Origin of the sequence: Rhodocaloribacter litoris, from assembly GCF_011682235.2 — a bacterium.
Taxonomy (GTDB): domain Bacteria; phylum Bacteroidota; class Rhodothermia; order Rhodothermales; family ISCAR-4553; genus Rhodocaloribacter; species Rhodocaloribacter litoris.
On sequence record NZ_CP076718.1, the window covers coordinates 3,009,072 to 3,036,063 of the forward strand.

Annotated in this window: 18 protein-coding genes; 10 read left to right on the forward strand and 8 right to left on the reverse strand. The window is 66.9% G+C overall.

What is annotated here, in order from left to right; genetic code table 11:
• Window positions 1-257: 257 nt before the first annotated feature.
• Both dnaE and GQ464_RS12520 read left to right on the forward strand, forming a co-directional pair.
• Window positions 258-5,024 (forward strand): DNA polymerase III subunit alpha, encoded by a 4,767-nt coding sequence (gene dnaE, locus GQ464_RS12515; protein ID WP_166977309.1) that lies wholly within the window; start codon window positions 258-260, stop codon window positions 5,022-5,024.
• Between the two features lie 28 nt (window positions 5,025-5,052).
• Window positions 5,053-5,574, forward strand: coding sequence for a peptide deformylase (locus GQ464_RS12520; protein ID WP_166977307.1), 522 nt, complete (start codon window positions 5,053-5,055; stop codon window positions 5,572-5,574).
• A gap of 14 nt (window positions 5,575-5,588) precedes the next feature.
• On the opposite strand, the gene GQ464_RS12525 is transcribed toward GQ464_RS12520, so the two are convergent.
• The 3 genes from GQ464_RS12525 to GQ464_RS12535 all read right to left on the reverse strand — a co-directional run bounded on the left by GQ464_RS12525 (window position 5,589) and on the right by GQ464_RS12535 (window position 11,355).
• Complete coding sequence (locus tag GQ464_RS12525; RefSeq protein ID WP_166977305.1) at window positions 5,589-6,542, reverse strand: tyrosine-type recombinase/integrase; 954 nt, start codon at window positions 6,540-6,542, stop codon at window positions 5,589-5,591.
• A gap of 325 nt (window positions 6,543-6,867) precedes the next feature.
• Window positions 6,868-8,589: a 2-oxoglutarate dehydrogenase, E2 component, dihydrolipoamide succinyltransferase gene (sucB, locus tag GQ464_RS12530; RefSeq protein WP_166977303.1), complete on the reverse strand. Its 1,722-nt coding sequence runs from the start codon at window positions 8,587-8,589 to the stop codon at window positions 6,868-6,870.
• 300 nt (window positions 8,590-8,889) lie between these two features.
• Window positions 8,890-11,355 carry a response regulator gene (locus GQ464_RS12535; RefSeq protein ID WP_166977301.1) on the reverse strand — a complete coding sequence of 822 codons (2,466 nt, stop codon included), beginning with the start codon at window positions 11,353-11,355 and terminating at the stop codon, window positions 8,890-8,892.
• 350 nt (window positions 11,356-11,705) lie between these two features.
• Between GQ464_RS12535 and GQ464_RS12540 the strand changes: the two genes are divergently transcribed.
• The 3 genes from GQ464_RS12540 (at window position 11,706) to GQ464_RS12550 (ending at window position 15,896) form a co-directional block, all read left to right on the forward strand.
• On the forward strand, window positions 11,706-12,569 hold the full coding sequence (locus GQ464_RS12540) for a glycerophosphodiester phosphodiesterase (RefSeq protein ID WP_166977299.1): 864 nt from the start codon (window positions 11,706-11,708) through the stop codon (window positions 12,567-12,569).
• 142 nt (window positions 12,570-12,711) lie between these two features.
• Window positions 12,712-14,955, forward strand: coding sequence for a TonB-dependent receptor (locus tag GQ464_RS12545; RefSeq protein WP_166977297.1), 2,244 nt, complete (start codon window positions 12,712-12,714; stop codon window positions 14,953-14,955).
• A gap of 14 nt (window positions 14,956-14,969) precedes the next feature.
• Window positions 14,970-15,896, forward strand: coding sequence for a DUF4249 family protein (locus GQ464_RS12550; protein ID WP_166977295.1), 927 nt, complete (start codon window positions 14,970-14,972; stop codon window positions 15,894-15,896).
• Here the strand turns inward: GQ464_RS12550 and GQ464_RS12555 are convergent.
• Both GQ464_RS12555 and GQ464_RS12560 read right to left on the reverse strand, forming a co-directional pair.
• Window positions 15,874-16,566, reverse strand: a complete 693-nt coding sequence (locus GQ464_RS12555) for an NUDIX hydrolase (protein ID WP_166977293.1) — start codon at window positions 16,564-16,566, stop codon at window positions 15,874-15,876. The genes GQ464_RS12550 and GQ464_RS12555 overlap by 23 nt on opposite strands.
• A 37-nt stretch (window positions 16,567-16,603) precedes the next feature.
• Window positions 16,604-17,374, reverse strand: coding sequence for a hypothetical protein (locus GQ464_RS12560; protein WP_228350259.1), 771 nt, complete (start codon window positions 17,372-17,374; stop codon window positions 16,604-16,606).
• A 245-nt stretch (window positions 17,375-17,619) separates the two neighbouring features.
• Between GQ464_RS12560 and GQ464_RS12565 the strand changes: the two genes are divergently transcribed.
• On the forward strand, window positions 17,620-18,348 hold the full coding sequence (locus tag GQ464_RS12565; protein ID WP_166977289.1) for a response regulator transcription factor: 729 nt from the start codon (window positions 17,620-17,622) through the stop codon (window positions 18,346-18,348).
• Entirely contained in the window at window positions 18,345-19,919 is a 1,575-nt protein-coding gene (locus GQ464_RS12570; RefSeq protein ID WP_166977287.1) for a sensor histidine kinase, read from the forward strand. The genes GQ464_RS12565 and GQ464_RS12570 overlap by 4 nt, the downstream gene beginning before the upstream one ends.
• Before the next feature lie 108 nt (window positions 19,920-20,027).
• Here GQ464_RS12570 and GQ464_RS12575 read toward each other — a convergent pair whose 3' ends face one another.
• On the reverse strand, window positions 20,028-20,477 hold the full coding sequence (locus GQ464_RS12575) for an Hsp20/alpha crystallin family protein (RefSeq protein ID WP_166977285.1): 450 nt from the start codon (window positions 20,475-20,477) through the stop codon (window positions 20,028-20,030).
• A gap of 237 nt (window positions 20,478-20,714) precedes the next feature.
• Entirely contained in the window at window positions 20,715-22,004 is a 1,290-nt protein-coding gene (gene fahA / locus GQ464_RS12580) for a fumarylacetoacetase (RefSeq protein WP_166977283.1), read from the reverse strand.
• A gap of 267 nt (window positions 22,005-22,271) precedes the next feature.
• Between fahA and GQ464_RS12585 the strand changes: the two genes are divergently transcribed.
• The 3 genes from GQ464_RS12585 to GQ464_RS12595 all read left to right on the forward strand — a co-directional run bounded on the left by GQ464_RS12585 (window position 22,272) and on the right by GQ464_RS12595 (window position 25,808).
• Complete coding sequence (locus tag GQ464_RS12585) at window positions 22,272-23,477, forward strand: tetratricopeptide repeat protein (protein ID WP_166977281.1); 1,206 nt, start codon at window positions 22,272-22,274, stop codon at window positions 23,475-23,477.
• A 334-nt stretch (window positions 23,478-23,811) separates the two neighbouring features.
• Entirely contained in the window at window positions 23,812-24,336 is a 525-nt protein-coding gene (locus GQ464_RS12590; RefSeq protein WP_166977279.1) for a M35 family metallo-endopeptidase, read from the forward strand.
• A 305-nt stretch (window positions 24,337-24,641) separates the two neighbouring features.
• Complete coding sequence (locus GQ464_RS12595) at window positions 24,642-25,808, forward strand: cystathionine gamma-synthase (RefSeq protein WP_166977277.1); 1,167 nt, start codon at window positions 24,642-24,644, stop codon at window positions 25,806-25,808.
• Between the two features lie 7 nt (window positions 25,809-25,815).
• On the opposite strand, the gene GQ464_RS12600 is transcribed toward GQ464_RS12595, so the two are convergent.
• Entirely contained in the window at window positions 25,816-26,784 is a 969-nt protein-coding gene (locus GQ464_RS12600; RefSeq protein WP_166977275.1) for a DNRLRE domain-containing protein, read from the reverse strand.
• Between the last annotated feature and the right edge of the window lie 208 nt (window positions 26,785-26,992).

Below are 26,992 nucleotides of genomic sequence, written 5' to 3' on the forward strand. Positions count from 1 at the left end.
GCACGCCGCAGGGGAAAACTTGACCGCCTTTTCCCGCTTTTCCCGTTGCTTCCGGTCGTCACCGGGGGCAAACAACAATCACGCCCGGTTCGTTCTGAGCCGGCCGTGAAGACCGTGCACAAGATATCCACACCGGTGGACTTGTCGCTCCGTGTTTTGGATTTTTGACTTCCGCTGTCAGGTTCCGGGCTTCACGTTTGGAATAGGCGGAACCTGCCACCCGCAATGCCACCCGCCATTCGAATTTCTCTGTCCGCATGCGCGAATTCAGCCATCTCCACTGTCACACGCAGTACTCGTTGCTCGACGGGGCGGCGCGCATCAGCACGTTGCTGGAAAAGGCCGCCGCGCTGGAGATGCCGGCCGTCGCCATCACGGACCATGGCAACCTGTTCGGCGTGCCCGAATTCTACACGGCGGCCAGAAAGCTCGGGGTACAACCCATCATCGGGTGCGAGTTCTACATCACCCCCGCGGGCATGGCCGACAAGAGCGACCGCACCCGCTACCACCAGGTGCTGCTCGCCAAGAACCTGGAGGGCTACCGCAACCTGATCCGCCTCTCCTCGCTTTCCTACACCGAGGGCTACTACTACAAGCCCCGCATCGACAAGGCGACGCTGCGGCGGCACAGCGAAGGGCTCATCGCCACCACGTGTTGCCTTCAGGGCGAGGTGCTGCAGACCATCCTGCACCGGGGCGAGGAGGAAGCCCGCCGCGTCTTCGAGGAATACCTGGACATTTTCGGCGAGGACTATTACATCGAGATCCAGGATCACAACATCGCCGATCAGAAGAAGTGCAACGCCGTGCTATTGCGCTGGGCCCGGGAGTACGGCGTCAAGGTCGTCGCCACGAACGACGTGCACTACGTGGAGGAGGAAGACGCCGCCGCGCAGGACGTGCTGCTGTGCCTGCAGACGGGCAAGGACCTCTACGACCCGAACCGGATGCGCTTCGAAGGCACCCAGTTCTACTTCAAGACGGCCGCCGAGATGGAGGCCGCGCTGGCCGACCTGGAGCCGGCGGTGCGCACCGAGGCCCTCGTCACCACGAACGAGATCGCCGACAAGTGCAGGCTGGAGCTGCCGATGGGCCAGCTCCTGATGCCGCACTACCCCATCCCGCCCGCCTTCGGCGACGACATGAACGCCTACCTGCGGCACCTCGTCTTCGAGGGGGCCCGGCGGCGCTACCCCGAGATGCCGCAAACGGTCGTCGAGCGGCTCAACCACGAGCTGGCGATCATCGAAAAGATGGGCTTCGCCGGCTACTTCCTCATCGTGCAGGACTTCACCACGGCCGCCCGGAAGCTGGGCGTCTCGGTGGGGCCGGGGCGCGGCTCGGCCGCCGGCAGCGCCGTGGCCTACTGCCTGGGCATCACCAACATCGACCCGCTCAAATACGACCTCCTCTTCGAGCGCTTCCTCAACCCCGAGCGCGTCTCGATGCCCGACATCGACATCGACTTCGACGACCGCGGCCGCGGCCGGGTCATCGACTACGTGGTGCAGAAGTACGGGCGCGAGAACGTCTGCCAGATCATCACCTTCGGCACGATGGGCGCCCGCTCGGTCATCCGCGACGTGGCCCGGGTGCTGGGCATCCCCCTCGCCGAGGCCGACCGCATCGCCAAGCTCATCCCCGAGGGGCCCAAGGTGACGCTCGAGACGGCCCTGAACGAGGTGCCCGAGTTCCGCAACCTGCAGAACGACCCCAACCCGCAGATCCGCAAGCTGCTCCACTACGCGCGCGTGCTCGAAGGCTCGGCCCGCCACACGGGCGTGCACGCCGCCGGCGTCATCATCGCCCCCGGTAAGGTGAGCGAGTACGTGCCCGTGGCCGTGGCCAAAGGCAAGTCCGGAAACGACGACGTCATGACCACCCAGTACGACGGCAAGTGGGTGGAGTCGTTCGGGCTGCTGAAGATGGACTTCCTCGGCCTCAAGACGCTCACCGTCCTGAACGACGCCCTGGCGCTGATCAGGGAAAACCACGGCGTCGAGATCGACCTGGATCGGATCCCGCTCGACGACCCCGAGACGTTCGCGCTCTTTCAGCGGGGCGACACGGTCGCCATCTTCCAGTTCGAATCCTCGGGCATGCGCGAGTGGCTGCGCAAGCTGCGGCCGACGAACATCGACGACCTGATCGCGATGAACGCTCTCTACCGGCCCGGCCCGATGGACCTGATCCCCAACTACATCGACCGCAAGCACGGCCGCGAGAAGGTGGAGTACCCCCACCCGATGCTCGAAGAGATCCTCAAGCCCACCTTCGGCATCCCGGTCTACCAGGAGCAGGTGATGCAGATGGCCCAGGTGATGGGCGGCTACACGCTGGGACAAGCCGACATTCTGCGGCGCTGCGTCACAGGCGACACCCTGGTCGTCGATGCCGACACCGGCGAGCGCGTCCGCGTCGATGCCGTCCGTCCCGGCATGCGGCTGCTTTCGCTGGATGACACTTACCGGCTCGTTCCCGTACCCGTGGCCAAGCGGTTCGACAACGGGGTGCAACCGGTCCTGCGGGTTCGCACCCGCAGCGGCCGCTGCCTGCACCTGACCGCCGAGCACCCGCTCCTGACGGTTCGCGGCTGGCGGCACCTCGCCGATCTCGCTGTCGGAGACGCCATTGCCGTCCCCGCTCGTCTTCCGGTCTCCGGCACGCTCGCCCCGTCTCCCGAGCGCATCAAGGTGCTGGCCTATCTCATCGGAGACGGATGCACCCGCCAGTCCAACGGCCTTCCACAGGCCTACTTTTACAATTCGGACCCCGAACTCCTCAACGACTTCTCGGAGGCCGTGCATGCGCTCGGCAGTAGCACGAAGCGCTACGTGCACACCACCACCGGCGTCGTAACGATTTGTTGCAAAGGCAAGAAAGGTTACAACCCCGTGGTGGACCTTGTCCGTGCCACCGGGCTGGCCCACCGGGCCGAGCACAAGCGCATCCCGGAGGAAGTCTTCGGCTATACGAACGACGCGCTACGGCTCTTCCTGGGCTGTCTGTGGAGCACGGACGGCTCCGTCGAAAGGAAGCGGCTGTCTTACAGCTCGTCCAGCCTCGCGCTGATCGACGATCTGGCGCACCTCCTGCTCCGGCTGGGCATCGTCACGATGCGCCGCAGCCGAACGACGTCCCACCGGCCCAACCATGAGTTGCTCATCACGGATCAGCGGGATGTACGGCGGTTCGCCGAGATGCTGGGGCCGTTCCTGTGCACGTCGAAGCGCCGGCGTCTCGAAGGGCTCCTGGCACGGGTGCATACCCGCTCCCGCAACCAGTCGATCTACAACGTCCCGGCCGAGGTGGGCTTTCTCGTCAGGACCGCCAAGCAAGCCAGCGGCTTGAGCTGGCGCGAGGCGGGCGAGGCCGTCGGCGTCGAGGGCCATGACCTGTCGGGCGGCCTCAACCTCCGCACCCCTCGGCGGGCCCTGAGCCGCCACCGCGTACGAACGCTCGGGGAAGCGTTCGAATCCCCCGCCCTGCGCCATCTGGCCGACAACGACGTGCTGTGGGACCCCATCGTCGAGATCACCCCGGTGGGTGAACGACGGGTCTACGACCTGGCCGTCCCGCCCTTCGCCAACTTCGTGGCCGCCGACGTGGTGATCCACAACTCGATGGGCAAGAAGAAGAAGGAGGAGATGGACAAGCAGCGCGTCATCTTCGTCAACGGCGCAAAGGAGCGGGGGGTGGACGAGCAGACGGCGAACGAGGTCTTCGACATGATGGCCAAGTTCGCGGGTTATGGTTTCAACCGCTCACATGCGGCCGCCTATTCCATCGTCGCCTACCAGACGGCCTATCTGAAGGCGCACTACCCGGCCGAGTTCATGGCGGCGGCGATGACGAACGAGATGGGGGACACGAAGAAGCTGGCGGTGGTGCTGGAGGAGGCCCGGCACCTGGGGCTGGAGATGCTGCCCCCCTCGATCAACCACAGCGAAGCCCACTTCACGGTCGAGCAGGGCAAGATCCGCTTCGGGCTGGGGGCCATCAAAGGCGTGGGGCTGGGCGCCATCGAAGCCATCCTGAAGGTCCGCCGGAAATACGGTCCCTTCACGACGATCTTCGGCCTGGTCAAGCACCTGGACCTGCGGGCCGTGAACAAGAAGGCGCTCGAGAGCCTGGCCCGCGCCGGCGCGCTGGACGACCTCGAAGGGCACCGCGCCCAGCTCGTCGAAGCGGTGGATGCGGCCGTGCAGTATGCGCAGAAGGTGCAGGCGGACCGGGCCGCCGGGCAGAGCTCCCTCTTCGGCGCCACCACCGGGGACGGCCTGGCGCTCGAACCCAACCTGCCCGTCGTCGAGCCCTGGCCCCGGGCGCGCCTGCTGAAGGAAGAGCGCGAGCTCATCGGCTTCTACGTCTCGGGCCACCCGCTCGAAGCCTACGCCGCCGAGGCCCGTGCCTTCGCCACCGCCGAGATCGGTCGTCTGGAGACCCCCGCCGAGGGTGACGCCGAATCCGAGCCGGCCGGGACACCCGGCCGCAACGGCTATGACGCACGCCCCCGCCACAGCTTCTGCGGCATCATCACCGACGTGCAGCAGCGCACCACCAAAAACGGCAAACCCATCGTCTTCGCCCAGTTCGAGGACTTCACCGGGCAGGCCGAGCTGCTCTGCTTCGCGTCCCAGTTCGACCGCCTCCGGCACTACCTGAAGGTCGACGAGGTGGTGCTCGTGCGTGGCAGCGTCGAGACCCGCGGCGGCAGCGTCAAGATCATCCTCGACGACGTCTGGCCCATGTGGAAGGTGCGCGAGCAGCTCGTCAGGGCCATCGTCCTGCGCGTGCACCTGGACCGAACCGCCCCCGCCACCATGCAGCAACTGCAGGCGCTCTGCGAAACGTACCGTGGCGGTACCTGCAAGCTCTACTTCGAAGTCGAGGCCGACGACCTGCCCCGGCCCCAGCGCATCCACAGCCGCAAGTACGTCCTGGATCCGGCTCCCGAGCTCATGCAGGGCATCAACCGCCTCTTCGGCGCCCAGAACATCGTCCTCGAGGGCGAAACGTGACCCGCTTTCACCAGCCCCCGCCATCCCCATGGCCGTTCGCGAAATCCTACGCCTGGGCAACCCGCGCCTGTACGAGCCCTGCGCCCCTGTGACCTCCGGCGAGCGTGAAGCGCTGCGCGCCGTGGTGGCCGACCTGCACGACACCCTGATGGACTTCCGCGCCCGGTACGGCGCCGGGCGGGCCATCGCCGCTCCGCAGATCGGCGTCATGAAACGCCTCGTCTATATGCACATCGACGCACCGGTGGTCTTCGTCAACCCCGTCCTGGACCGGCTCAGCGACGAGACCTTCGAGCTGTGGGACGACTGCATGAGCTTCCCCGAGTTGCTCGTGCGGGTGCGCCGCCACCGCCGCTGCCGCGTCACCTTCCTCGACCTGGAAGGGCGCGAGCACGCCTGGGACCTCGAAGACGATCTCGCCGAACTCCTCCAGCACGAGTGTGACCACCTCGACGGCGTCCTGGCCGTGGCGCGGGCCGTCGACGCGCAGGCGTTCGCCCTGCGAACCGAGTGGCGCTTTCTCACGCTTCCCGAACGGCTCCGTCCCTGAGAGGGCCCCTCAGGCTACCCCTCGATCTCCCGCAGTTCGTCCGGGTCGCGGGTCAGCAGGCCCTGCTTTTTGAAATAGATCATGGTCGTTTCCAGGGTGCCGTGGCGCATGCGGCGGCGCACCTCTTCGAGGCTCATACCGTCGTTGAGCCAGATGAGGGCAGCCGTGTGGGTGAGGCTGTGCGGTGTGACGCCGCGCCGCTTGACGCCCGCCGTCTTCAGGTAGCCGTTGATGCGGCTGCGGACGGAGCGGGTGTTCAGGCGCTGTCCCTCGGACCGGCGCCCGTGTGAGACGAAGAGCGGGTCCTCGGGCCGGATGCGCCCCCGTGCATCCAGGTAGAGCCGGATGGCGTCCATCACCGGCGGATCGATGGGTACCTGCTGGTCCTTGATGGTGTGTCCCTTGCCCTGCACCCGGAGAAACCATCCCAGTAGCGTTTGCTCCAGGTCCTGTACGTCCGCCCGCACGATCTCGATCTCGCTCAGCCCGGCGAAGAGCATCATGTAGATGATGGCCCGGTCGCGTTTGCCGAGCCGGGTCGTCGTGTCGACGGCTTCGAGCAGGGCGTCGATCTCCGTCTTCGTCAGCACGGAGCGGGAATGGGTCGTCGGGCGCCGGTTGCCTTTGACGGAACGTGCCGGGTTCTCGGCCAGCAGGCCAATGTCCACCAGGTACTGGCAGAACCGCCGGAGAGCCGTCAGGTACGTCGAGACCGACACCTGATGCAGGCCCCGGGTCTGCATCAGATACTTCTTGTAAGCTTTCACCCCGTCGACGGTGAAGCGAAAGCCCCCGTGCCGCTTCTGCAGGGCAAACCACCGCTCGAACTCGTGCAACGAACGGCGGTAGGTGCCCACCGTCTCGGGACTCTTGTTCTTCAGGTATTCGCGCAGGAAATCCTGGATGCGGCGCTGCAACTCGGTGAGGCTCAGCTCCAGGAGCGGCTGGTCGGAGGGGGGAGGCGGCATGGGGCCGGGCGGCAGGTTCGTGCTGACGGCAAAGGGACGACGCGGTCGGGGCGCCGTGTGCCTTTAATCAAGGGCCTGGGCCGGACTTTGTCAATAACGGCCTTCAAAAGCCCGGCCGGTGCCGGCCGGTGTAGCGGAGGTCCTGTTATTGAGGTCATGACAGCCCTTAGCGAACCGGACCCACCGCGTAGCCGCGGATCTGGACGCGTTGCGCGTCCCGCCGGCCCGGACTCTCCGGTGGGCCAGGGGGCGCACCCGTGAAGGGTGCGGCTACATCGCGCTGCACAAGGACGCCTTCAATAGCATGGACCAACGCTATATGCCGTCAGAGCTCCATGTTCGGGTCGAACGATTCGAGGACCGAGACGACCTTTTGCAGGAAGGAAGCCCCCATCGCGCCGTCGATGATGCGGTGGTCGTAGGAGAGCGACAGGTACATCATGTGACGCACGGCGATGATGTCCCCCAGGTCCGGGTCTTCGATGACGACCGGGCGCTTCTTGATGGCGCCCGTCGCCAGGATGGCCACCTGCGGCTGGTTGATGATGGGCGTGCCCATGATGGAGCCGAGCGAGCCGATGTTGGTGACGGTGAACGTTCCACCCTGCAGCTCGTCCGGCTGGAGCTGCTTGTTCCGGGCGCGCTCGGCCAGGTCGGCGGCGGCGCGGGCCAGCCCGGCGATATTCAGGTGGCCGGCGTTGCGGATGACCGGCGCCAGCAACCCGGTCTTGCCGATGGCCACGGCGATGCCGATGTGGTAGTCGTACTTGACGAGGATGCGTTTCTCCTCGACCGAGGCGTTGAGCAGCGGGTGCTCGCGCAGGGCTTCCACGGCGGCCTTCACGAAGAAAGGGGTGAAGGTGAGCTTGACGCCCTCACGCCGCTCGAAAGCCTCTTTCTGCCGCTCGCGCAGCCGGACCAGGTTGGTCACGTCGGCCTCGGCGAAGGAGGTGACGTGGGCCGAGGTCGCCTTCGAGCGGACCATGTGCTCGGCGATGATCTGCCGCATGCGGTCCATCTCGATGATCTCGACCCGTCCCGATGCCTCGCCCGCGGCGACGGGAGCCGGGCGCTTCGGGGGTGCAGGCGGGCGTTCCGGGGCCTCGGCCGGGCGTTCCGGGGCCTCGGCCGGGCGCTGTTTCCGCTGCTCCAGGTAGGCCAGCACGTCTTGCTTCGTCACCCGTCCCTCGCGGCCGGAGCCGGGGATGGAGGCCAGTTCCTGCATCGTGAGGCCTTCCTTCTCGGCGATGGAGCGCACGAGCGGCGAGAAGAAGCGTCCGCCGGCCTCGCGCGGGATCGGCTTGCCGGCTTCCACGGGAGCCTGTGCGGCGCCGTCGCCCGAGGCCGCGACGTCGTGCGCCGGGGCCGGCTCGGACGGTGCGGCCTTCGAGGTTGCCTCCGGGGCCGGCGGCCGCCCGGGGGACGGTGCGGTGGCCGCCTCCGTGGCGATGACGGCCAGCTTCGTGCCCACCTCCACCGTTTCACCCTCGCCGACGAGGATTTCTTTGAGCACGCCCGAGGCGGGGCTGGGGACCTCGGTGTCCACCTTGTCGGTGCCGATCTCGAGCAGGGGTTCGTCGGCTTCCACCCGGTCTCCGGGCCGTTTGTGCCATTCGAGCACCGTTCCCTCGGTGATGCTCTCGCCCATCTTGGGCATGACCACCTCCACCTCGTCGCCGCCCGGCGGGGCGGGGGCTGCGGCCCGTTCCGGTGGGGCGGCTGCCGCCTCCGCCTCCGGCTCCGGTTCCGGTGCTGCCTCGGGCTCCGGCGCCGTGGGCGCGGCTTCCTCCTCACCGCCGGCCTCCACGTCGGTCTCGAGGAGGGCGATGACCGTGCCCACCTCCACCGTTTCGCCCTCGCCGACGAGGATTTCTTTGAGCACGCCCGAGGCGGGGCTGGGGACCTCGGTGTCCACCTTGTCGGTGCCGATCTCGAGCAGGGGTTCGTCGGCTTCCACCCGGTCTCCGGGCCGTTTGTGCCATTCGAGCACCGTTCCCTCGGTGATGCTCTCGCCCATCTTGGGCATCGTGACCTCGACCTTCGCCATGCTATGCTTCACGGTAAATCGTTTGCGCAGTTCGGGTCCCGGCCGCAGACGGTTTCGTTCGGGGAGCGCCGCCGTTTCGAGGTCTCGCCCGGCCCGGTGAGGCGCCGGTGTCCGCGAAACCGGTCAGGCACGGGGCTTCAAATATACGGAAACGGCCGGCCATCATGCAGCGGGCCCGAAGCGCTTCCGGCGGATTCTCCGGCGCCACGGCGCAATTCAACAAAAGTTGAGACGGACCGCCGGGCCGGAGGGTGAGGCCGCGCCGGGGCGCAACGTTCGGCGACCGCCCCGGACGGGCGCTCAGGCGGCCAGCACCTGGAGGATGGTTTCTTCCAGGACGCGCTTGTTGAAGGGTTTGCTCAGGTAGCCGTCGAAGCCGGAGCGGAGGAAGTGTTCGCGGTCGCCGGGGAGGGCATAGGCCGTCACGGCGATGACGGGCACGTCGGTGTAGCCCGGCACCCGGCGCAACTCCTGCAGCACCTCGACGCCCGTGCGGGCACGCCCCAGGTTGATGTCCATCAGCACGATGTCGAAGACGCGCTCGCGGGCGCGGGCCAGCGCGCGCTCCTCGTCTTCGGCGGTGACCACGTCATACTGCGGCCCCAGGAAGCGCCGGATGAGCACGTGCATGTCCGGGTTGTCTTCGATGGCGAGCACGCTCGCCTGCCGGTCCGGGGCCGGTTCGGGCGGGACGGCCTCGCCGGGCTGCGGGGCAGGGGTGGCGGTCGGGAACGAGACGACGAAGGTGCTGCCCTTGCCTTTGGTGCTTTCCACGCGGATTTCGCCCTGCAGCAGGGTCACCAGTTTCTGGGTGATGGCCAGGCCCAGGCCCGTACCCTCGAAAGGCCGGTCGATACCCATGTTTTCCTGTTTGAAGGCTTCGAAGAGATGGGGGATGAAGGAGGGATGGATGCCGATGCCGGTGTCCTGGATGCGGATCTCCAGCCGGCCCTCGCGGGCGTCGAGGCCGACGATCACTTCGCCCTGCTCGGTGAATTTGACGGCGTTGTCGATCAGGTTGTTCAGGATGCGACCGAGGCAGGCCCGGTCGAGTTCGGCGATGAGTTCGCCGGTATCGGCCTGGAGGGTGAGGCGGAGACCTTTGCGGCGGGCGGCGGGTTCGTGGGCCGTGAGGACCTCCGCCACCTCTTCGATCACGTTGAGGGGGCGCAGGTCGAGCTTGAGGGTGCCCGATTCCAGCATGGCCAGGTCGAGCACGGCGTTGAGCGTGTGGAGCAGACGCTGGCCGCTCTGTTCGATCAGGTGCACGAACTCCTGGTGGGCCTCGTCCACTTCGGCGGCCAGGATGGAGGAGAAGCCGATGATGGCGGTGAGCGGCGTCCGGATCTCATGGCTCATGTTGGTCAGGAAGGCCGTCTTGAGCCGGTTCATCTCCTCGGCTTTCTCCTTGGCGGCAATCAGTTCCGCCTCGAACCGTTTCCGGTCGCTGACGTCGCGGGCGATGCCGAAAGAGCCCACGAGGCGACCGTTCTGCAGGTCGGGCTGGGTGGTCAGTTCGGCCACCAGATAGCTGCCGGATCGCGTTCGGATGCGCAGTTCGTACGGGGCCGGTCGTTCGCCGTGCAGGATGCGTTCGAAGGCCTCACGGGCCAGGGGGAGGTCGTCGGGGTGGACGAGCTCGAAGAACAGCCGGTCGATCCAGGCTTCGACCGGGAAGCCGGTGTAGGTTTCGAAGGCCGGGTTGAGGGAGGTGATGCGGCCCTCCTTCGAGACGGTGTAGATGACGTCGCGGGCGCTTTCGACCAGGGTGCGGTAGCGCTCCTCGCTCGTGCGGAGGCGTTCCTCGGCCCGTTTCCGGTCGATGGCCGTCGTCAGCACGTTGGCGACGGCCTGGAGGAAGTGGAGGTCGTCCCGGCTGAAGGAACCCGGTTCCCGGCTGTAGACGCCCAGGATGCCATACGGCTCGGTTGCGGCCGGGATCAGCACGTTCATGCCGCTGACGACGTCGTGCTGTCGAAGCAGGGGCGGGATGCCGGAAGCGGGTAGGGAAGGCAGGTGCTCGATGAAGACCGGCTCGGTCGAAGCCAGGGGGAAGCAGGCCTCGGCCCCGGCCGAGAGGCGCACGGTCGTATGCCCGACCAGCCCGGGCGCCCAGCCCACCCCGGCCCGCAGGAACAGAGCCTTGCCGCCGTGCCGGAATTCGAGGACGTGGCACAGCTCGAGGCCGAGGGTCTGAGCCACCAGCACCGTGGTTTCCTGCAGCAGGGTATCCAGGGCGGTGCCGGCCAGGGCCCGCTGCCCGAGCTCGACGACGACGGCCTGCTGCCGGATGCGCGCTTTCAGCCGGGCTTCGGCCTGTTCGCGCTCGCGGTGCAGCCTTTGCCGCTCCATGATCGCCCGGATGGTGTACGGGAGCCGCTGCAGGTGCTGCGGTGTCTTGAGCACGTAGTCGGTCCCTCCGCGTTTCATCGCCTCGGCGGCTATGTCTTCGGAATCCGCCTCCGTCACGAGCACGACCGGCAGCTCGGGATCGCAGGACCGCACCGCGTCCAGCACCTGCAACCCCGCGCGCTTCAGGAGGTTGAGGTCCGTGAGGACCAGGTCGTAGGCCTGCTCCTTCAGGCGCTGCTCGAGTTCCGCCACGGCCGTCGCCTCGGTGACGCGGAACCCGCCGTGTTCGACTTCCAGAAGGTGGCGAATCCGCTCCCGGTCGCACTTCGAGTCGGCGACGTAGAGGACGTGCCGGAGGCCGGCTGTCGGTACGGCGGAGGGGGAGGGAACGCTATGCGATTCGACGGAGGGCATACTGCGCGTCAGGGACGGGCCGGAATATTCTGTGAAAGGTATCTCGAAACGAGAAACCCCGGACGGGGAAAACTTCCCCTTTTTCCGTGGGATTTTTTCCCATTCAGACGGGCGGCCTCCCGGGCTTTGCGGGGGCTGAAGCCAACAAAGGCGTGGGGGTGCGTGCAGGGGGGTGCACCTTCGGAGACAGCTTGCTATCTTTCGGGAACAGGCTCCACGGATGCCTTTGCTATCGTCTGTTCTCGAGTGTGTTTAAGCCACCGATGTTCGATTTCCCCGGCGGTGCTCGCCCTGTTGCCGGTTTCGTGGTGCTGCTGAGCCTGCTGCCGCCTTTCTGCCTTCCGTCGCTCATGTCCTTGATCTCGCCGGTTGCGTCGCCTGCCTTCGATGTACAGGGGCACCGGGGGGCGCGTGGGTTGATGCCGGAGAATACGATCCCGGCCTTTCTCAAGGCCCTCGAGCTGGGCGTGACGACGCTGGAGATGGATGTGGTCATCTCGGCGGATTCGCAGGTGGTCGTCTCGCACGAGCCCTGGTTTTCCGGCCTCATCTGCTCGCTGCCCTCGGGCGAGCCGGTGCCGCTGTCCGGGGAACGCTCCTACCGCATCTATGCGATGCCGTATGCGGAGGTCGCCCGCTTCGATTGCGGCAGCCGCGGCCACCCGAACTTTCCGGAGCAACGGCGGATGAAGGCGGCCAAGCCGTTGCTGCGGGAGGTGATCGCCGCGGCCGAAGCCTACACGCAGGCACATGGTCTGCCGCCGGTACAGTACAACATCGAGACGAAGTCGACGCCGGAGGGCGACGGCCACTTCCATCCGCCGCCGGACGTCTTCACCCGTTTGCTGTACGAGGTGGTGAAGGAGGCCGGCATCGCGGACCGCACCATCCTGCAATCGTTCGACGTGCGGACGCTCCAGTATGCCCGGGCGGCGGGTTTGCCGCTGCGCCTGGCTCTGCTCGTGGAAGCCCGGGGTGATCCGGGGCTGGCGGCCAACCTGGCACGCCTCGGCTTCACACCGGACATTTACAGCCCCGACTTCCGCCTGGTCGACGAGGCCCTGGTCGAGGCCGTCCATGCCCGCGGCATGCAACTCATCCCGTGGACGGTCAACGACGTCGAGGCCATGCGCCGCCTCAAAGCCCTCGGCGTCGACGGCCTCATCACCGACTACCCGGACCGCGCCCGCTTCCTGCTCGAGGCAGACCGGTAGCCGCCCGTGTTACTTTGCGCCGGGTGAAGGCGTCTGTTAAGCCGGACGGTTTTGCCGGGGCAAGGCGCCGTCCCCGTGCAACCTGGTACGCGGAGGTGCGTGTCAGGCAGGCAGGTTTCGAAGGCGGGTTATCGGGAGCACCATGTACACGAGGATCGGGGGCTTGCTCTGTTTGTTGCTCTGCGGCGTGACGGCACGGGCGCAGGAGGCTTCCCTGAACGGTTTCGTCAAGGACGCCGCGACCGAGGAGACGTTGATCCTGGCCAACGTCGTGCTGGCGGGCACGCCGTACGGGGCGGCCACCAACAACGCCGGCTACTACACGCTGCCGAACCTGCCGCCCGGCACCTATACGGTCGTGGCGTCCTACATCGGCTACGAGACGTACCGGGCCGAGATCACGCTCGCGCCGGGCGAGGTGCGCCGGCTGGACATCGCGCTGCTGCCGGACGGGGTCCGTTTCTCGGAGATCGAGGTGACGGCCGAGCGCCTCGACGAGGAGGAGGTCCGGCGTGTCGGGGCGGCCCGGCTCAAAACCGACGTCATCAAGCAACTCCCGGCCGTGCTCGAGCCGGACGTCTTCCGCTCGCTCCAGCTCCTGCCCGGGGTCAAGGCGGCCTCGGACTATTCGAGCGGCCTCTACATCCGCGGCGGCAGCCCGGACCAGACGCTCATCCTCCTCGACCGCACTACAGTCTACAACCCCACGCACTTCTTCGGCTTTTTTTCCACCTTCAACCCGGATGCCATCAAGGACGTGCGCCTCTACAAGGGCGGCTACCCGGCCGAGTACGGCGGCCGCCTCGGCTCGGTGGTGGACATCTACAACAAGGACGGCAACCGCCGTGAGACGCGCGGCAGCGCCAGCCTGGGCCTGCTGGCCTCGCGGGCGCTCGTCGAAGGGCCCTACCGGCGGGGCTCGTGGATGCTGGCCGTGCGCCGCTCCACGCTCGAACCCCTGCTGGCCGTCCTCCGCGAGCAGGAGGTCGAGGGGATTCCCGAGGCGTTCTACTTCATCGACGTCAACGGCAAGCTCAACTTCGACGCCGGCCCGAACGACCGGCTCTCGCTGGCCTTCTACGCCGGGCAGGATGCGCTCCGCCTGCCCTTCCTCGATGACGCCCGGATCCGCCTCCTCTATGGCAACCGCACCGCCAGCGCCAACTGGACGCACCTCTTCTCGCCGCGCCTCTTCTCCAACTTCACCTTCACCGCTTCCCGGTACTTCAGCGAGCCGACGTTCGACATCGCCGGCACGCCCATCGAGCGGGTGAACACGGTGCACGACGTCTCGGCCAAAGGGGACCTCGAGTACGTCCCGAACGAACGCCATGCGCTGGAGGGAGGCTTCTGGACCGGGCTGCTCACCTTCCGCCTCCGGAACGCGTTCGACGGCGAGGTGACCCTCAACGAGCGCACGCGCACGCTCTACGGAGCCTTTTACCTGCAGGAGACCTACCGTCCCTCGCCCGCGTGGACGTTGCAGGGGGGGCTGCGGGCCAGCTACTTCGGCGAAGGGGCGTATCTCCGGCTGGAGCCGCGCTTCTCCATAGAGCACCGCCCGGTCGAGACCGTGCGCCTGCAGGCCGGCTACGGGCGCTACTACCAGTTCCTCACCCTCATCACGAGCCAGCTCTTCACCGGCTTCGACACCTGGCTGACGACGGGCGAGGGCGTGCCGCCCGCCTGGGGAGACCAGTTCGTCGCCGGGGTGAAGACGCGCCTCTCCGGCGGGGTCAACCTCGACGTCGAACTCTACTACCGCAACATGGAGGCCCTCTTCGAACTGGATCCGTTCCTGCCCGACCCCTCCGGCCTCGACTATGCCGACCTGTTTCAATTCGGCGACGGCTTTGCCTATGGCGCCGAGCTCTTTCTGGAGAAGCCGGAAGGACGCCTCAACGGATTCCTCGGCTACACCTACGGCGTCACGCGCCGGCGCTTCCCCAACCTGAACGGGGCCTCGTTCTTCCCGCCGAAGTACGACCGCACGCACGAGCTCAACGTGGTGCTGAACTTCGACCTGACGCGCTCGTGGCGCCTGACGGGGGTCTTCAACTACGCCACGGGCCAGGCCTATACCGAGCCCGGGGCCTGGTATCAACTCAACTCCAACGTCTTCGGCTCGCAGGTGCGGAACGTGTTCGTGAGCGAGTTCAACCAGGCCCGCCTGCCGGCCTACCACCGGCTCGACGTCGGAGCCAGCAAGCGCGGGCGCTTCTTCGGCTTTGCGGACTACGAATTGCAACTCCAGCTCCTCAACGCCTACAACCGCCGGAACGTCTGGTTCTATTTTTTCGAGGTGGAGGACGACACCATCGAGCGGGAAGAGGTGCCCCAGATTCCGGTGCCGTTGCCCAACCTCTCGTTCACGTTGCGGTTTTGAACGATCGACTTGCCATGACGCGGAAAGCAAGCACGATGCTGATGGCCGGCCTGTTGCCGGTACTGCTCGGGGCGTGTGATACGATGGAGGCACCGGTGTACCGGCCCGAAGTGGTCGTCGAGTCATACCAGGTGGCGGGGCAGGCCCTGCAACCCGTGCTGGTGAGCCGGACGGCCCCCCTCAACACGCCGTACGACTTCGCCGCGCAGGCCGTGGCCGGGGCGACGGTGAACGTGCACCTGCTGGATGAGGCCGGAAACGTGGAACACACGTTCCCCTACCGCGACCTTCCGGGCGAGGCGGGCGTTTACGTGCCCGAGGAGACGCACTTCGTCCGGCCGCTGCGGCGGTACCGGCTGGAGGTCGTCGTCCCGGAGACGGGCGACCGGGTGACGGCCGAGACGCTGGTGCCGGGCGACTTCGAGGTGGCCGCCGCGGGCCGGGACACGGTGGTCTATCAGGGCACCGAGCGGTTCGAGGTGGCCGTGACGCCGAGTCGTTATCCGGGGCGGCAGAGCTACTACGTCCTCTCCGTCGAGGCCCTCGATCCCCGCGTCGAACAACTCACTCCGCTCTACCGGGACTTCGTCGATCCGGACAACCTGGACCCGGATGAGCTGGAAAAGGAACTCCGGGACGTTACCGTCGTCGAGTCGCCGATCATTAACGAGAGCAGCTTCGACGTCAATCCGGACGGGACCGTGATGATACGCCTGCCCTGGCTGGCGGTGGCCTTCTACGGCCCGAACCGCATCCGGGCCAGCGCCCTCGACGACAACCTGTACGACTTTCTCCGCTCGCAGGGTGTGCAGCAGGGGGGCTCGACGCTCGCCCCGGGGGAGATCCCGAACGTGATCGAACACGTGGAGGGGGGGCGTGGCATCTTCGGCAGCTTTGCCCGCGTCACGTTCGACCTGTTCATTGCCCGCCCCGGCTCGTAGGGGCCCGGGCGGGATCCGGCAGGGGGGCGAACAGGGCCAGCAGTTCGGCGAGCATCATGGCCGTGGCGCCCCACACCTCGTAGCCGTTCACCGCGAAGAAAGGTACCTCCACGGCCTGCCCGTGCAGGAGCCGGGGGGCCCGCCGGCGTGTGGCGGGGTCGAGCAGGTGGGCCAGGGGCACGGCGAGCACGTCGGCCACCTCGGCGTCGTGCGGGCGCAGGGCGGGCCGGTGGCGGGTGATACCCACGAACGGATGGACGCAGAAACGGGAGGGGGGAATGTAGAGCGGGGTAAGGGGGCCGAGCACGTCGACGGCGTCCGGGGGCAGGCCCACCTCTTCGTGGGTTTCGCGGAGGGCGGTCTCACGCAGCGTCTCGCCGGGTTCGCGGCGCCCCCCGGGGAAGGAGACCTGGCCGGCGTGGTGGTTGAGGTGGCTACGGCGCACGGTCAGCAACACGGCCGGCGTGTCACGTCCGGTGCCGGGTACCTCGAGCGGGAAAAGGAGGACCAGCACGCCGGCCTCGCGGCAGCGTTTGCCCCGGACGTCGGCCAGCCGGGGATCCTGGCGATGGCGGGGAGCCATCGTGAGCTGCGCCGCCGTGCCGGGCAGCGGGCCGGCGAGGCGGGCACGCAATCGGGCGATATGTTCGTCGAAGGCGACAGACTGCATCCAGCCGCTTAAGCGCCCGATCGCGGCTCGGGTTCCGTCACCGCCCGGCGAGGTGAAAGTCGCTGTAGCGGGCTTCGAGCATGACGACGTCGGTGAAAAGGCGGCCGCGGCGAAAGTGCTGCCGGGTGCCTTCGAAGCGGCGCCATACGGGCAGGTCGAGTCCCTGAAAGCGTTCGTAGTGGTGCACGGCTTCCAGGGTGAGCCGCAGCGGCCGGTCGTTGCGTTGCTCGTAGTGCTGCAACAGCAGCCGGGTTCTGGCCAGCCGGTTCTCGGCCCGGGTGAACCAGAAGGTGACGCGGCGGACGGGATCTGCGGAACGGGCCGGCACCGCGTCGAAACGCCAGCAGGCGAGGCCGTCGATGGTGTCCGGGGTGGCTTCGCCGGTCACATCGAGCCGGTCGAGCAGCGAGGCCGGCAGGGTGAGCAGCCCGGTCAGATGGGCGATCTCCGGGTGGCCGGGCAGGTCCCAGGCGAGGCCGGTACTGTCGGCCGGCCACGCCGGTCTGCGCGGGCTCTCAGACTGCACGGAGAGGATCTCCCGCGTCCAGGTTTCCGTATCGGGTGTCCCGTGCACCACCGCTTCGACGGTCAGTTGCTGCATGCCCGCCGGGCTGCTGCTGCGACGTATGGCATGTTCCCGGAAGATGAGGCCGGGCATGTGCAGCGCCCGTTGCTGCTGCCCGGTCCGCCAAGATCGAAGCAATTCGACGGCCAGGGGCGGGGGCTGCGCCCGGAGGGAAAGAATCCGAGAGGAAACGGCGTTTAAGGCCAGCACCAGGACCAGGGTATGAAGGAGGGACCGAACCATTCGGGCATACGACAAGGGACCGAACAAAGCATTTTAGGCGGGAGCACGGCGGGGGTTGTTACGGAAATGTAGGCAATATGTACCGTTTTGCGAGGGGGGGCGGGTTTTTGCGCAGGCCGGGTACGCCCTCGTCGTGCCCCGGAATTATATTGATATACCGATCAAGTCAAAGCCGGGCCGGCCTCCGGCCCGGGAGGGTTCAACCATCCCGGCGTGTAGGCGCCGGAAAAGAGATGATGGGAATTATGGCGACACCGCAGATTCTGTTCGTAGAGGATGACGTCGAGTTGAGGGAACTGGTAGCCGGTCGTTTGCGCGAGACGGGTTACGAGGTCGTCACGGCGGCCACGGGCCCGGCGGCGCTGGCCTGCGTGGAAGAGCAGGTACCGGATCTGGTCCTGCTGGACATCATGCTACCCGAGCTCGACGGGCTGGAGGTCTGCCGCCGTCTGCGGGCGGCGCACCCGCTGCTCTACATCATCATGCTGACGGCCCGGAGTGATGAACTGGACCGGGTGGTCGGGCTTGAGGTGGGGGCGGACGATTACGTGACGAAACCGTTCAGCCTCCAGGAGCTCGTGGCCCGGGTGCGTGCGGCCCTGCGCCGCATCCGCCTGACCGAGGAGCACACGGCCCCGATGGAGGTCCAGGACGAGGAAGCCCCCCTGACCTTCGACGAACTGCACATCGACCCGGTACGTCGTGAGGTGCGGGTCGATGGGGAGCCGGTACACCTGACCGTGCGGGAGTTTGACCTCCTATTGTTCCTGGCACGTCACCCCGATCGCCCCTTTACCCGGATGCAACTGCTCGACAAGGTCTGGGACATCCAGTACGAGGGGTACGACCGCACGGTCGACTCCCATGTGCAGCGGCTGCGGGCCAAGATCGAACGCGACCCGAGCAACCCGCGCTTCGTGCGTACGGTCTGGGGCGTCGGGTACAAGTTTCAGTCGGAGCAGGAAGAAGAATGAGCAGGCGGCGGCAACTACGGCGGCCCGGTCGCCCCCCGCCGCGCTTCGGGTTCGGGCGGTCGGTGTTCTGGAAGGTGGCCGGTGTGCTGGTGGGGGTGCAGGTGGCAACCGGCCTGATGGCGGTGGCGCTGAGTGCCTACTTTGCCTACGACCGCAGTCTCGACCTGGCCGAGAACAGCCTGCGCTTGCGGCTCGACCATCTGGCCGAGGAGGTGGAGCGCCGGGCCTATCCGCTGGACGACGGCGTGCGCAATCTGCCGTTCGTGCTCCGGCAGGATCTCCACTACCGTTTCCCCGACCCCATCTTCCTGCTCGATCAGGAGGGCCGGCCGCTGCTGGCATTCCTTCCGGGGATCGACTCGCTGGCCCGCCTCGGCGGCACCGCGCCGCCGGCCGTGTCGCTGCCGGACGGCCTGGCCGACAGCCTGCAGGCCGGCAACGTGATGGTGCAGATGGAGGCGGACGAGTCCGGCGGCACGTGGGCGCTGACCCCGGTGTTCAACGCCGACGGGTATCTGGCGGGCGGGCTGCTCGTGTACCCGCTCACCCGCTCCATCGACCGCGAGCTCGCCGACACGCGGGCGGCCTTCGAACGGGCTCTGCGGGTCGTGTCGGCCCTGGCGGGGCTGATCGCTCTCATTCTGGGGGCCTTCTTCACCTGGCGGCTCGTGCGTCCCCTGCGCCACATGACCCGCCGCGTCGAACGGATCGGGGCGGGAGACTATGCGGCCCGGCTCGAGGTCCGGAGCGAGGATGAGTTTGGCCGGCTGGCGGCGGCCATCAACCACATGGCGGCCCAGGTGCAGGCCAGCATCGAACGCCTGCGGGCTACCGACCGGCTCCGGCGCGAGCTCATCGCCAACGTCGGGCATGACCTGCGCACGCCGCTGGCCGCCATGCTCGGCTACGTCGAGGAGGCGAAGCGTCACGTGGAGACCGGGCACCGGGACGCCGCCCGGGAGACGCTCGAGACGGCCGAGCGCCAGGGCCGCTACCTTGCCCGGCTCGTGGCCGATCTGTTCGAACTGAGTCTGCTCGACAGCGCCGTGCCGCCGTTGCGACGCGAGCCCATTCCCCTGGGCGAGCTCATCCATGATGCCGCCCGCAGTCACCGCGTCGCCTTCGCCCGGGAAGGCATCGCCTTCGAGCTGGTCGTGCCCGAGGCGCTGCCCGTGCTCGAAGGCGACGGAGTGCGCCTGCTCCGCCTGCTGGACAACCTCCTCTCCAACGCCCGTCGGCATACCCCACCCGGCGGCACGGTCTGGCTCCACGTCACCCTGGAGGACGGAGCCGTCTGTATCGAGGTGCGCGATACCGGTAGCGGCATGGCGCCCGAGGTGCTCGCCAACATCTTCGAACGCTATTACCGTGGCACCGACGCCCGCACCCGTGGAGACGGCACCGGGCTGGGCCTGCCCATTGCACGGGCCATCGCGCGCGCCCATGGAGGCGACCTTTCCGCGACCAGCACGCCCGGCGTCGGCAGCGTCTTCACGCTTCGCCTCCCCCTGCAGAAAGCCCGGGAAAAGGAGCGCGGAGGGCTTCGCCGGCACGAACCGAACCCCATCTGAACGCCCCGGCGCACGGGGCCGGCGGATCGGCCGGCGGCAAAGAAAAAACCCGGCCCGCCGGAGCGAGCCGGGAAGAGACGGCTTTCCGTTCCGAGGCCTCACCGGCCCTCACTTCACCTCGATGCGGCGCGGCTTGACTTCCTCGGCCTTGGGCACGCGGATCTCCAGCACGCCGTCCTTGTACGTGGCGCCGATTTTGCCTTCGTCTACGGCCTTCGGCAGGGTGAAGGAACGGTAGAAGTGGCCGAATTGCCGTTCGACACGCACGTAGTTCCGGTCTTTCTCCTGCGTTTCGAACTTGCGTTCTCCGCTCACGGTCAGCGTGCCGTCATGGAAGTTGATGTTCAGGTCTTCCTTCGACATGCCCGGCAGGTCCATATGGATCAGGTAGGCATCGTCCGTCTCCACCAGGTCGACGCGGGGCGTCCAGAGGGCCGCTTCCCGGGCGTCGGTGTCTTCGGAGCGGGCCGGGCTCAGGAAGGAGTCGAACAGGCGATCGAACTCACGCTGCAACAGACGCAGGTCTCGTGCGGGTGAGAAACGGGTCAGGTTCGTCATGGTGTGCCACCTCCTTGGTCGTTTGCAGTATTTCACATGTGTTCGAAGTGGTGTGCTTCGACCGTTTTCACCCGAAGAAGGCATCAAGCCGTATGCCGCCGTGCCGTTTCGGACACAACGTCAAGGTTTTTCCGGGTTTCCTTAGAAATTCTGTCGAGGTCTCGGCAATAGTGGCAAGGCCTGCCGGGGCAAGCTGGCAGGCACGGGGGGCGGAAGGCAGCGGGGGCTGACGGTGCGTCAGGTGGTGCAGGGAGCCGGCCCGATGCGGGCGGCCGCTTCGCCGAAGCCGATCCGGTAGCCGTCGCCCTGGGCCCATCCGGTCAGGATGACACGGTCGCCGTCGGCCAGGAAGGTGCGTGTTTCGCCGCCGGGCAGGTGGATCGGGCGGGTTCCGCCCCGGGTCAGTTCCAGCAGGCTGCCGTAGCTGTCTTCCGCCGGGCCGCTGATGGTACCCGAGGCCAGCAGGTCGCCGGGGCGGAGGTTGCACCCGTTCACGGTGTGGTGAGCCAGTTGCTGGCAGACGTTCCAGTACAGGTAGCGGAAGTTGGTGCGGCAGACCGTGTAGGGAGACGCCATGGTTGCGGTCTGCAGGGCCACTTCGAGGTGGATGTCGTAGGCCCGGTCTTCGTCCGAGCGGAGGTAGGGCAGGGGGAGGGGATCCTGCGGCGGCCCGGCGCAGCGGAACGGCTCCAGGGCGGCGGCGGGTACCACCCAGGGCGAGATCGTCGTGGCGAAGTTTTTGCCGAGGAACGGTCCCAGCGGTACGTATTCCCACTTCTGCAGGTCGCGGGCGCTCCAGTCGTTGACGAGGACGAAGCCAAAGAGATGGTCGGCGGCCTGCCGGATGGGGATGGGTTCGCCGAGCCGGTTGCCGGGTCCGACGAAGAACCCGACTTCGAGTTCGAAGTCGAGTTGCCGGGTGGGGCCGAAGCGGGGCGGGCCGTCGTCGGGCTTGCTTTGCCCGCAAGGGCGGCGCACCTCCACCCCGCTGACGACGATGGAACTGGCCCGCCCGTGGTAGGCGACCGGCAGGTGGTGCCAGTTCGGCATCAGGGCGTTCTCCCTGCCACGAAACAGCGTGCCGACGTTGGTGGCGTGCTCCCGGGAGGCGTAGAAGTCCGTGTAGTCTCCGATCTCGGCGGGCAGGAGAAGTTCGACCTCGCGGAGCGGAAAGAGGGCCTGCTCGCACAGGGCGGCATCGTCGCGGAGGGTGGCGGTGCCGGCCTGGAGGAGGTGGCTGATGCGGCGGCGGGCGGCCTCCCACACGGCCGGCCCCAGGGCCATAAACGCGTTCAGCGAACCGCTCGAGAACGGCCGCTGCGCACGGATCGCCGGATGGTCGAAGAGCCCTTTTTCTTCGAGGACCGACAGGTCGAGCACGTAGTCGCCGATGGCCACACCGGCACGGGGCACCGCCCGGGGGCGGGGTTTGAAGATGCCGTAAGGCAGGTTCTGAATGGGAAAAGGCGCGTCCGGCGCAACGTCGATGAAGGAGCGCAGCGCGGGATCGGTGGTGGCGTCGAACATGCCGGGGGAGGGCACGAGGTGGCAGCGTCAGGGCGTTGCAGCGACAGCAACCGGGCCGGGCGAAAAGGGCCGGCTACCGGTGTGAATCCGGTTCAGATCGAAGAACCAAAGCGCTTTTCGAATTGTAAGAACTCTTGATTAACACCTTGTATGAACTCACCATTAATATTACTTTGTCGAACCCCACCGTGGCCGGCCGCGTCATGCGGCCGAAGCGCTACCACACCAGAACACCTCTTCGTCCCACATACAGGAAGGCATACCATCATGAAACGGTTTTCTGTCTTTTTGGCCCTTCTGATCGGCGGGTGGCTGCTCATGGGCGCCAACGGGTGCTCGAGCGATCCCAACGTGGAAGGGGCCAAGCTCGACCTCCGCAACAAGGACTATGACCGGGCCCTGGAGAACCTGGCGATCGCGCTGGAGAAGAACCCGCAGAACGCCGAGGCGCTCTACCTAAAGGGTCAGGTGTTGCAGGAGCAGGCTTTTGCGACGCCGGACGCCGAACAGCACGCGCAGCTGATGGCCGACGCCGTCGCCGCCTATAACCAGGCGCTCGCGATCGATCCGAAGCTGGAGAGCGACATCCGGCGCAACCTCACGATCGCCTACGTGAACGAGTTCCAGAAGGGCGTGCAGGCTTTCAACCGGGGCCGCGAGGACTCGTCGGCCTTCGACGATGCGGTCCTGTACTTCAAGACGGTCTCGCTCATTGCGCCGGACTCGACCGGTCCCTACGTGAACCAGGCCTTCGCCCTGATGAACGCCGGGCGCGATGCCGAGGCGATCGCGCCGTTCGAGATGGCCATCGAGAAAGGCGAAGACGAGCCGGATACCTACTCGTTCCTGGCAAGCCTCTACCTGTCGAACGATCGTGCCGAAGACGCGGTGAGGTTGCTCGAGAAGGCCACGCAGGAGCATCCGAACAATGTGGACCTGCAGGCCCAGTTGCTCAATGCCTATACGCTCGCCGGGCAGCTCGACCGGGCCCTGGAAAAATACCGCGAGGCCGTCGTGGCCGATCCCACTAACAAGGTGTATCATTACAACCTCGGCTCGCTTCTGCTCGAACGGGAGCAGTATGACGAGGCCATCGAGCACCTGAAGAAGGCCGTCGAACTGGATCCCGCCTATGCCAATGCGCAGTACAACCTGGGCGCCGCCTATGTGAACAAGGCCGTCGACGTCAACGAGCGAATCAGCGAACTCGACGACGAGATCCGGGCGAACCCGAACATGCCGGAGGCCGAGCGGCAGGCCAAAGAGGCCGAGATCGAGCGGCTCACCGAAGAGCGCCGAGAACTCTTCAGCATGGCCGTCGCACCGCTCGAACAGGCCAAGCAGCTGTTCGAAGAGGCCGGTGAGAACCCCATGGAGATCTGCCGCGTGCTGTTCCAGTCCTACGTCCAGACGAATCAGACGGACAAGGCCGAAGGGGTGCAGGAGTGTGCCGGCTACGGCGACCTCAACTGAGCCGCCTTGCAAGACCATCCGGAGGAACCCGGGCTTCGCCGGCGAGGCCCGGGTTCTTTTTTTTGCCTGTCCGGCGGGATCCCGGAAAACCGGGGCGGCAGGGGTTGTCTTTCATGTAACGAACCTGTATCGTAGCCATAGCCACGCTGCGGCGGTCGCCGGTACGCCAAGGGCCGTGTGCGGCTCGCCGGGTCGTTGCGGGCACGTGATGCGGATACGTCACGTTCGAGCTTAACCTGATTTCTCCATCAACGAGGCCGAGGAGGACACGATGGGCTTTAACAATGCAGGGCTCGGGCCTGCCGATCTGGCAATCGTCCGGCAGCTTCAGCCCGTGATCATCGACACGCTGCGAAAGGCGGCCCGGACGATCGAGCAGGGAGGCGGCAGGGCCGAAAGCAGAAAGTGGTTCGGAGACGACAGCCCGGCCTGGATGAACGAACTGCGCCGCCGCCTCAATATGCTCGCCAGCATGATCAATACGAAACCGATCGACGTTTCTTTCTCAAACCTCAACCGGCGCTGTTCCGGGGAATTTGCGGCGGCACCTCCCCCCACCGGTGGCTGGCGCGACTTCGTAGGCGGGCAGAACCCGATGACGACCGCACAGAACCGCAATTTCAGGATCTGGCTCAACCTGGACTGGAACACCGCGCCCCTCTACCGGCCGTTCAAGCGACCCGCCGACAGCAAGTTTCAAACGCTGGTGCACGAGTGCACCCATCTCTTTCTGGACACCGACGACGATGCCTACGGGGTGCCGCAGTGTGAGGTGACCGCGGCAACCAATCCGGCCGTCGCCAAGAAGACGGCCGACTGCTGGGGCTACTTCGTGGAAGAGTTTCGCACCGGGGGGTGACCGGAGCCGTCCGGAACGCGAGGGGCCGGCCCGGATGGGAGAACAGGTCCGCGGGTTCGTTCGTTGGACGTTGCGGCCTTGCGTCTCCGGTTGAAAGCCGGTGTGCAGCGGCCGGCCTCGGACCGTTCCTGAACCTTGTGGAAGAGTTTCGCACCGGGGGGTGACCGGAGCCGTCCAGAACGCGAGGGGCCGGCCCGGATGGGAGAACAGGTCCGCAGGTTCGTTCGTTGGACGTTGCGGCCTTGCGTCTCCGGTTGAAAGCGGTGCGCAGCGGCCGGCCTTGGACCGTTCCTGAACCCTTTTCCATGCAAGCATCCAGACCTCGATACGGATTCGGCACCCAAGCCGTCCATGCCGGCCAGACGCCGGACCCGGCCACCGGCGCCATCATGCCGCCCATCTACCAGACCTCGACCTACGTGCAGCGGGCGCCGGGGGATCACCAGGGCTACGAATATGCCCGGGTCAGCAATCCGACGCGCACCGCGCTCGAGGGCAACCTGGCCGCCCTCGAAGGCGCCCGCCACGGCATCGCCTTCGCTTCGGGGGTGGCCGCGACCGACGCTGTCGTGCGTTGCCTTCGGCCCGGAGACCACCTCGTCGCGTCCGAAGACCTCTACGGGGGCACCTACCGCCTCTTCCGGCAGGTGTTCGAGCCCTTCGGCATCCACGCCACCTTCGTCGACATGACGGACCTGGACGCCGTCGAACAGGCCCTGACGCCGGCGACGAAGCTGCTCTGGATCGAGACGCCGACGAACCCGCTGCTGCGCATCCTCGACATCCGCGCCCTGAGCGAACTGGCCCACGCGCACGGCATCGATGTGGCCGTCGACAACACGTTCGCCACCCCCTACCTGCAGCAGCCCCTCTCTCTCGGGGCCGACCTGGTCGTGCATTCCACGACCAAATACCTCGGCGGCCATTCGGACCTCATCGGCGGCGCCGTCTGTACCAGCCGGGACGACTGGGCCGAACGCCTGCGTTTTCTGGTCAAGACGGTCGGCGCGGTGCCGGGGCCGATGGATTGCTTTCTCACGCTGCGCGGGACGAAGACCCTCCACCTGCGTATGGAGCGCCATGCGGAGAATGCACGGCGGGTGGCCGAATTTCTCGCCGGGCATCCCAAGGTAGGGCGGGTGTATTATCCCGGGCTGCCCGGCGACCCGGGCCATGCGCTCGCGCGGCGCCAGATGCGTGCCTTCGGGGGGATGGTTTCCTTTGTCCTCAAAGACGAATCCCTGGAGAAGGCCGTACGGGTGCTCTCGGGTACGCACGTCTTTGCCCTGGCCGAGAGCCTCGGGGGGGTCGAGAGCCTGATCAACCACCCGGCGACGATGACGCATGCCTCCATCCCTCGCGAGGACCGGCTCCGGGCCGGTCTCAGCGATGCCCTGATCCGGTTGTCGGTCGGCATCGAGGAGGTGGACGACCTTCTGGCCGACCTCGATCAGGCCCTGGCGGCGGTGTGAGGCCGCGCTACTTGAGCAGCGCCATCGTGCGGGTCCGGGTGCGGCCGCCGGCTTCGAGCCGGTAGAGGTACAGCCCGGCAGGCCACCCGTCCGCCACGAAGTCGACCGTATGGGTTCCCGCCGCGCGGAAACCGTCGACCAGTGTGGCGATCTCATGCCCGAGCAGGTCGTAGACCCGCAGGCGTACGGGGCCGCCGGCCGGCAACGCGAACGTGATGGTCGTGGCCCGGTGGAACGGGTTCGGGAAGTTCTGCTCCAGGCGGAAATCGGCCGGGACGGTTTCCGCTTCCGTCGCCGTGGCCGTTGAAAAGGTGATCGTCAGGGTCGGGGGGGTCGTGCTTTCGCGGCTGTCGAAGCGCCGGGCCGAGCCGTTGTTGAGCTCGTCGCCGATCAGGATCCAGCCGAAGTTTTCGTCGGGTCGTTCGAGCCAGTCCTGCACGTCGCCGGCCATGCGCTCGGAGGTCCAGGTATAGGTGCCCGGATTGTCGACGGAGGTGGTGGCGCTGGGGGTGTCGTCGAAGTCGCCGCCCGGATTGGTCCACCGGTCGGTGTTGAAGAAGCGGTAGAGCCAGGTCGCATCCCCCGCGGCGGCGAACGTGCCGGTTCCGCCCGGGCTGCCGGCGTTGGAAGAGCCCTCGCCCCAGTCGGCTTCGACACGGTGCAGCGAGACGGCGCTGGGTCCGGCACCGGGCGGTTCGTTCGAGAGCTGGAGCACCAGCGTGACGCTCTGGATCCGGGCTTCGGCCGGCAGGTTGCCCGCGACGTCGAAAGCCAGGAGCGCCCGGCGCCGGTCTCCCCGGTTCGTGCGCCCCACGTAGAAATGCGGGCCACTACCGTTGCTGATGTCGCCCGAGGTGGATTCGTACAGGGTGTTGTCTTTGACCGGCGTCAACTCGATCTGGTTCTGGCCGAAGGCGAAAGGCGACAGGGCGGCCAGCAGGGCGGCCAGGCACAGGAAAGCGTATCGGTGTTTCATGAGCGCAATCAACGAGATGGAGACGAGAGGACGCGCAGGGCCGGCCGGGTGACGGATCCCCGTACCTCCTCGACCCGAAAGCGATATCGACGCCGAAGGTAGGCGGCTCCGGTGCCGAAAGCAAGCCGCCGGAGCGCACGGCTGCGGCGGCGGTGGCCGGGCAGGTCGTGGGAACGGGCCGGAACCGTATTAAGGTGCATGCCTGCGT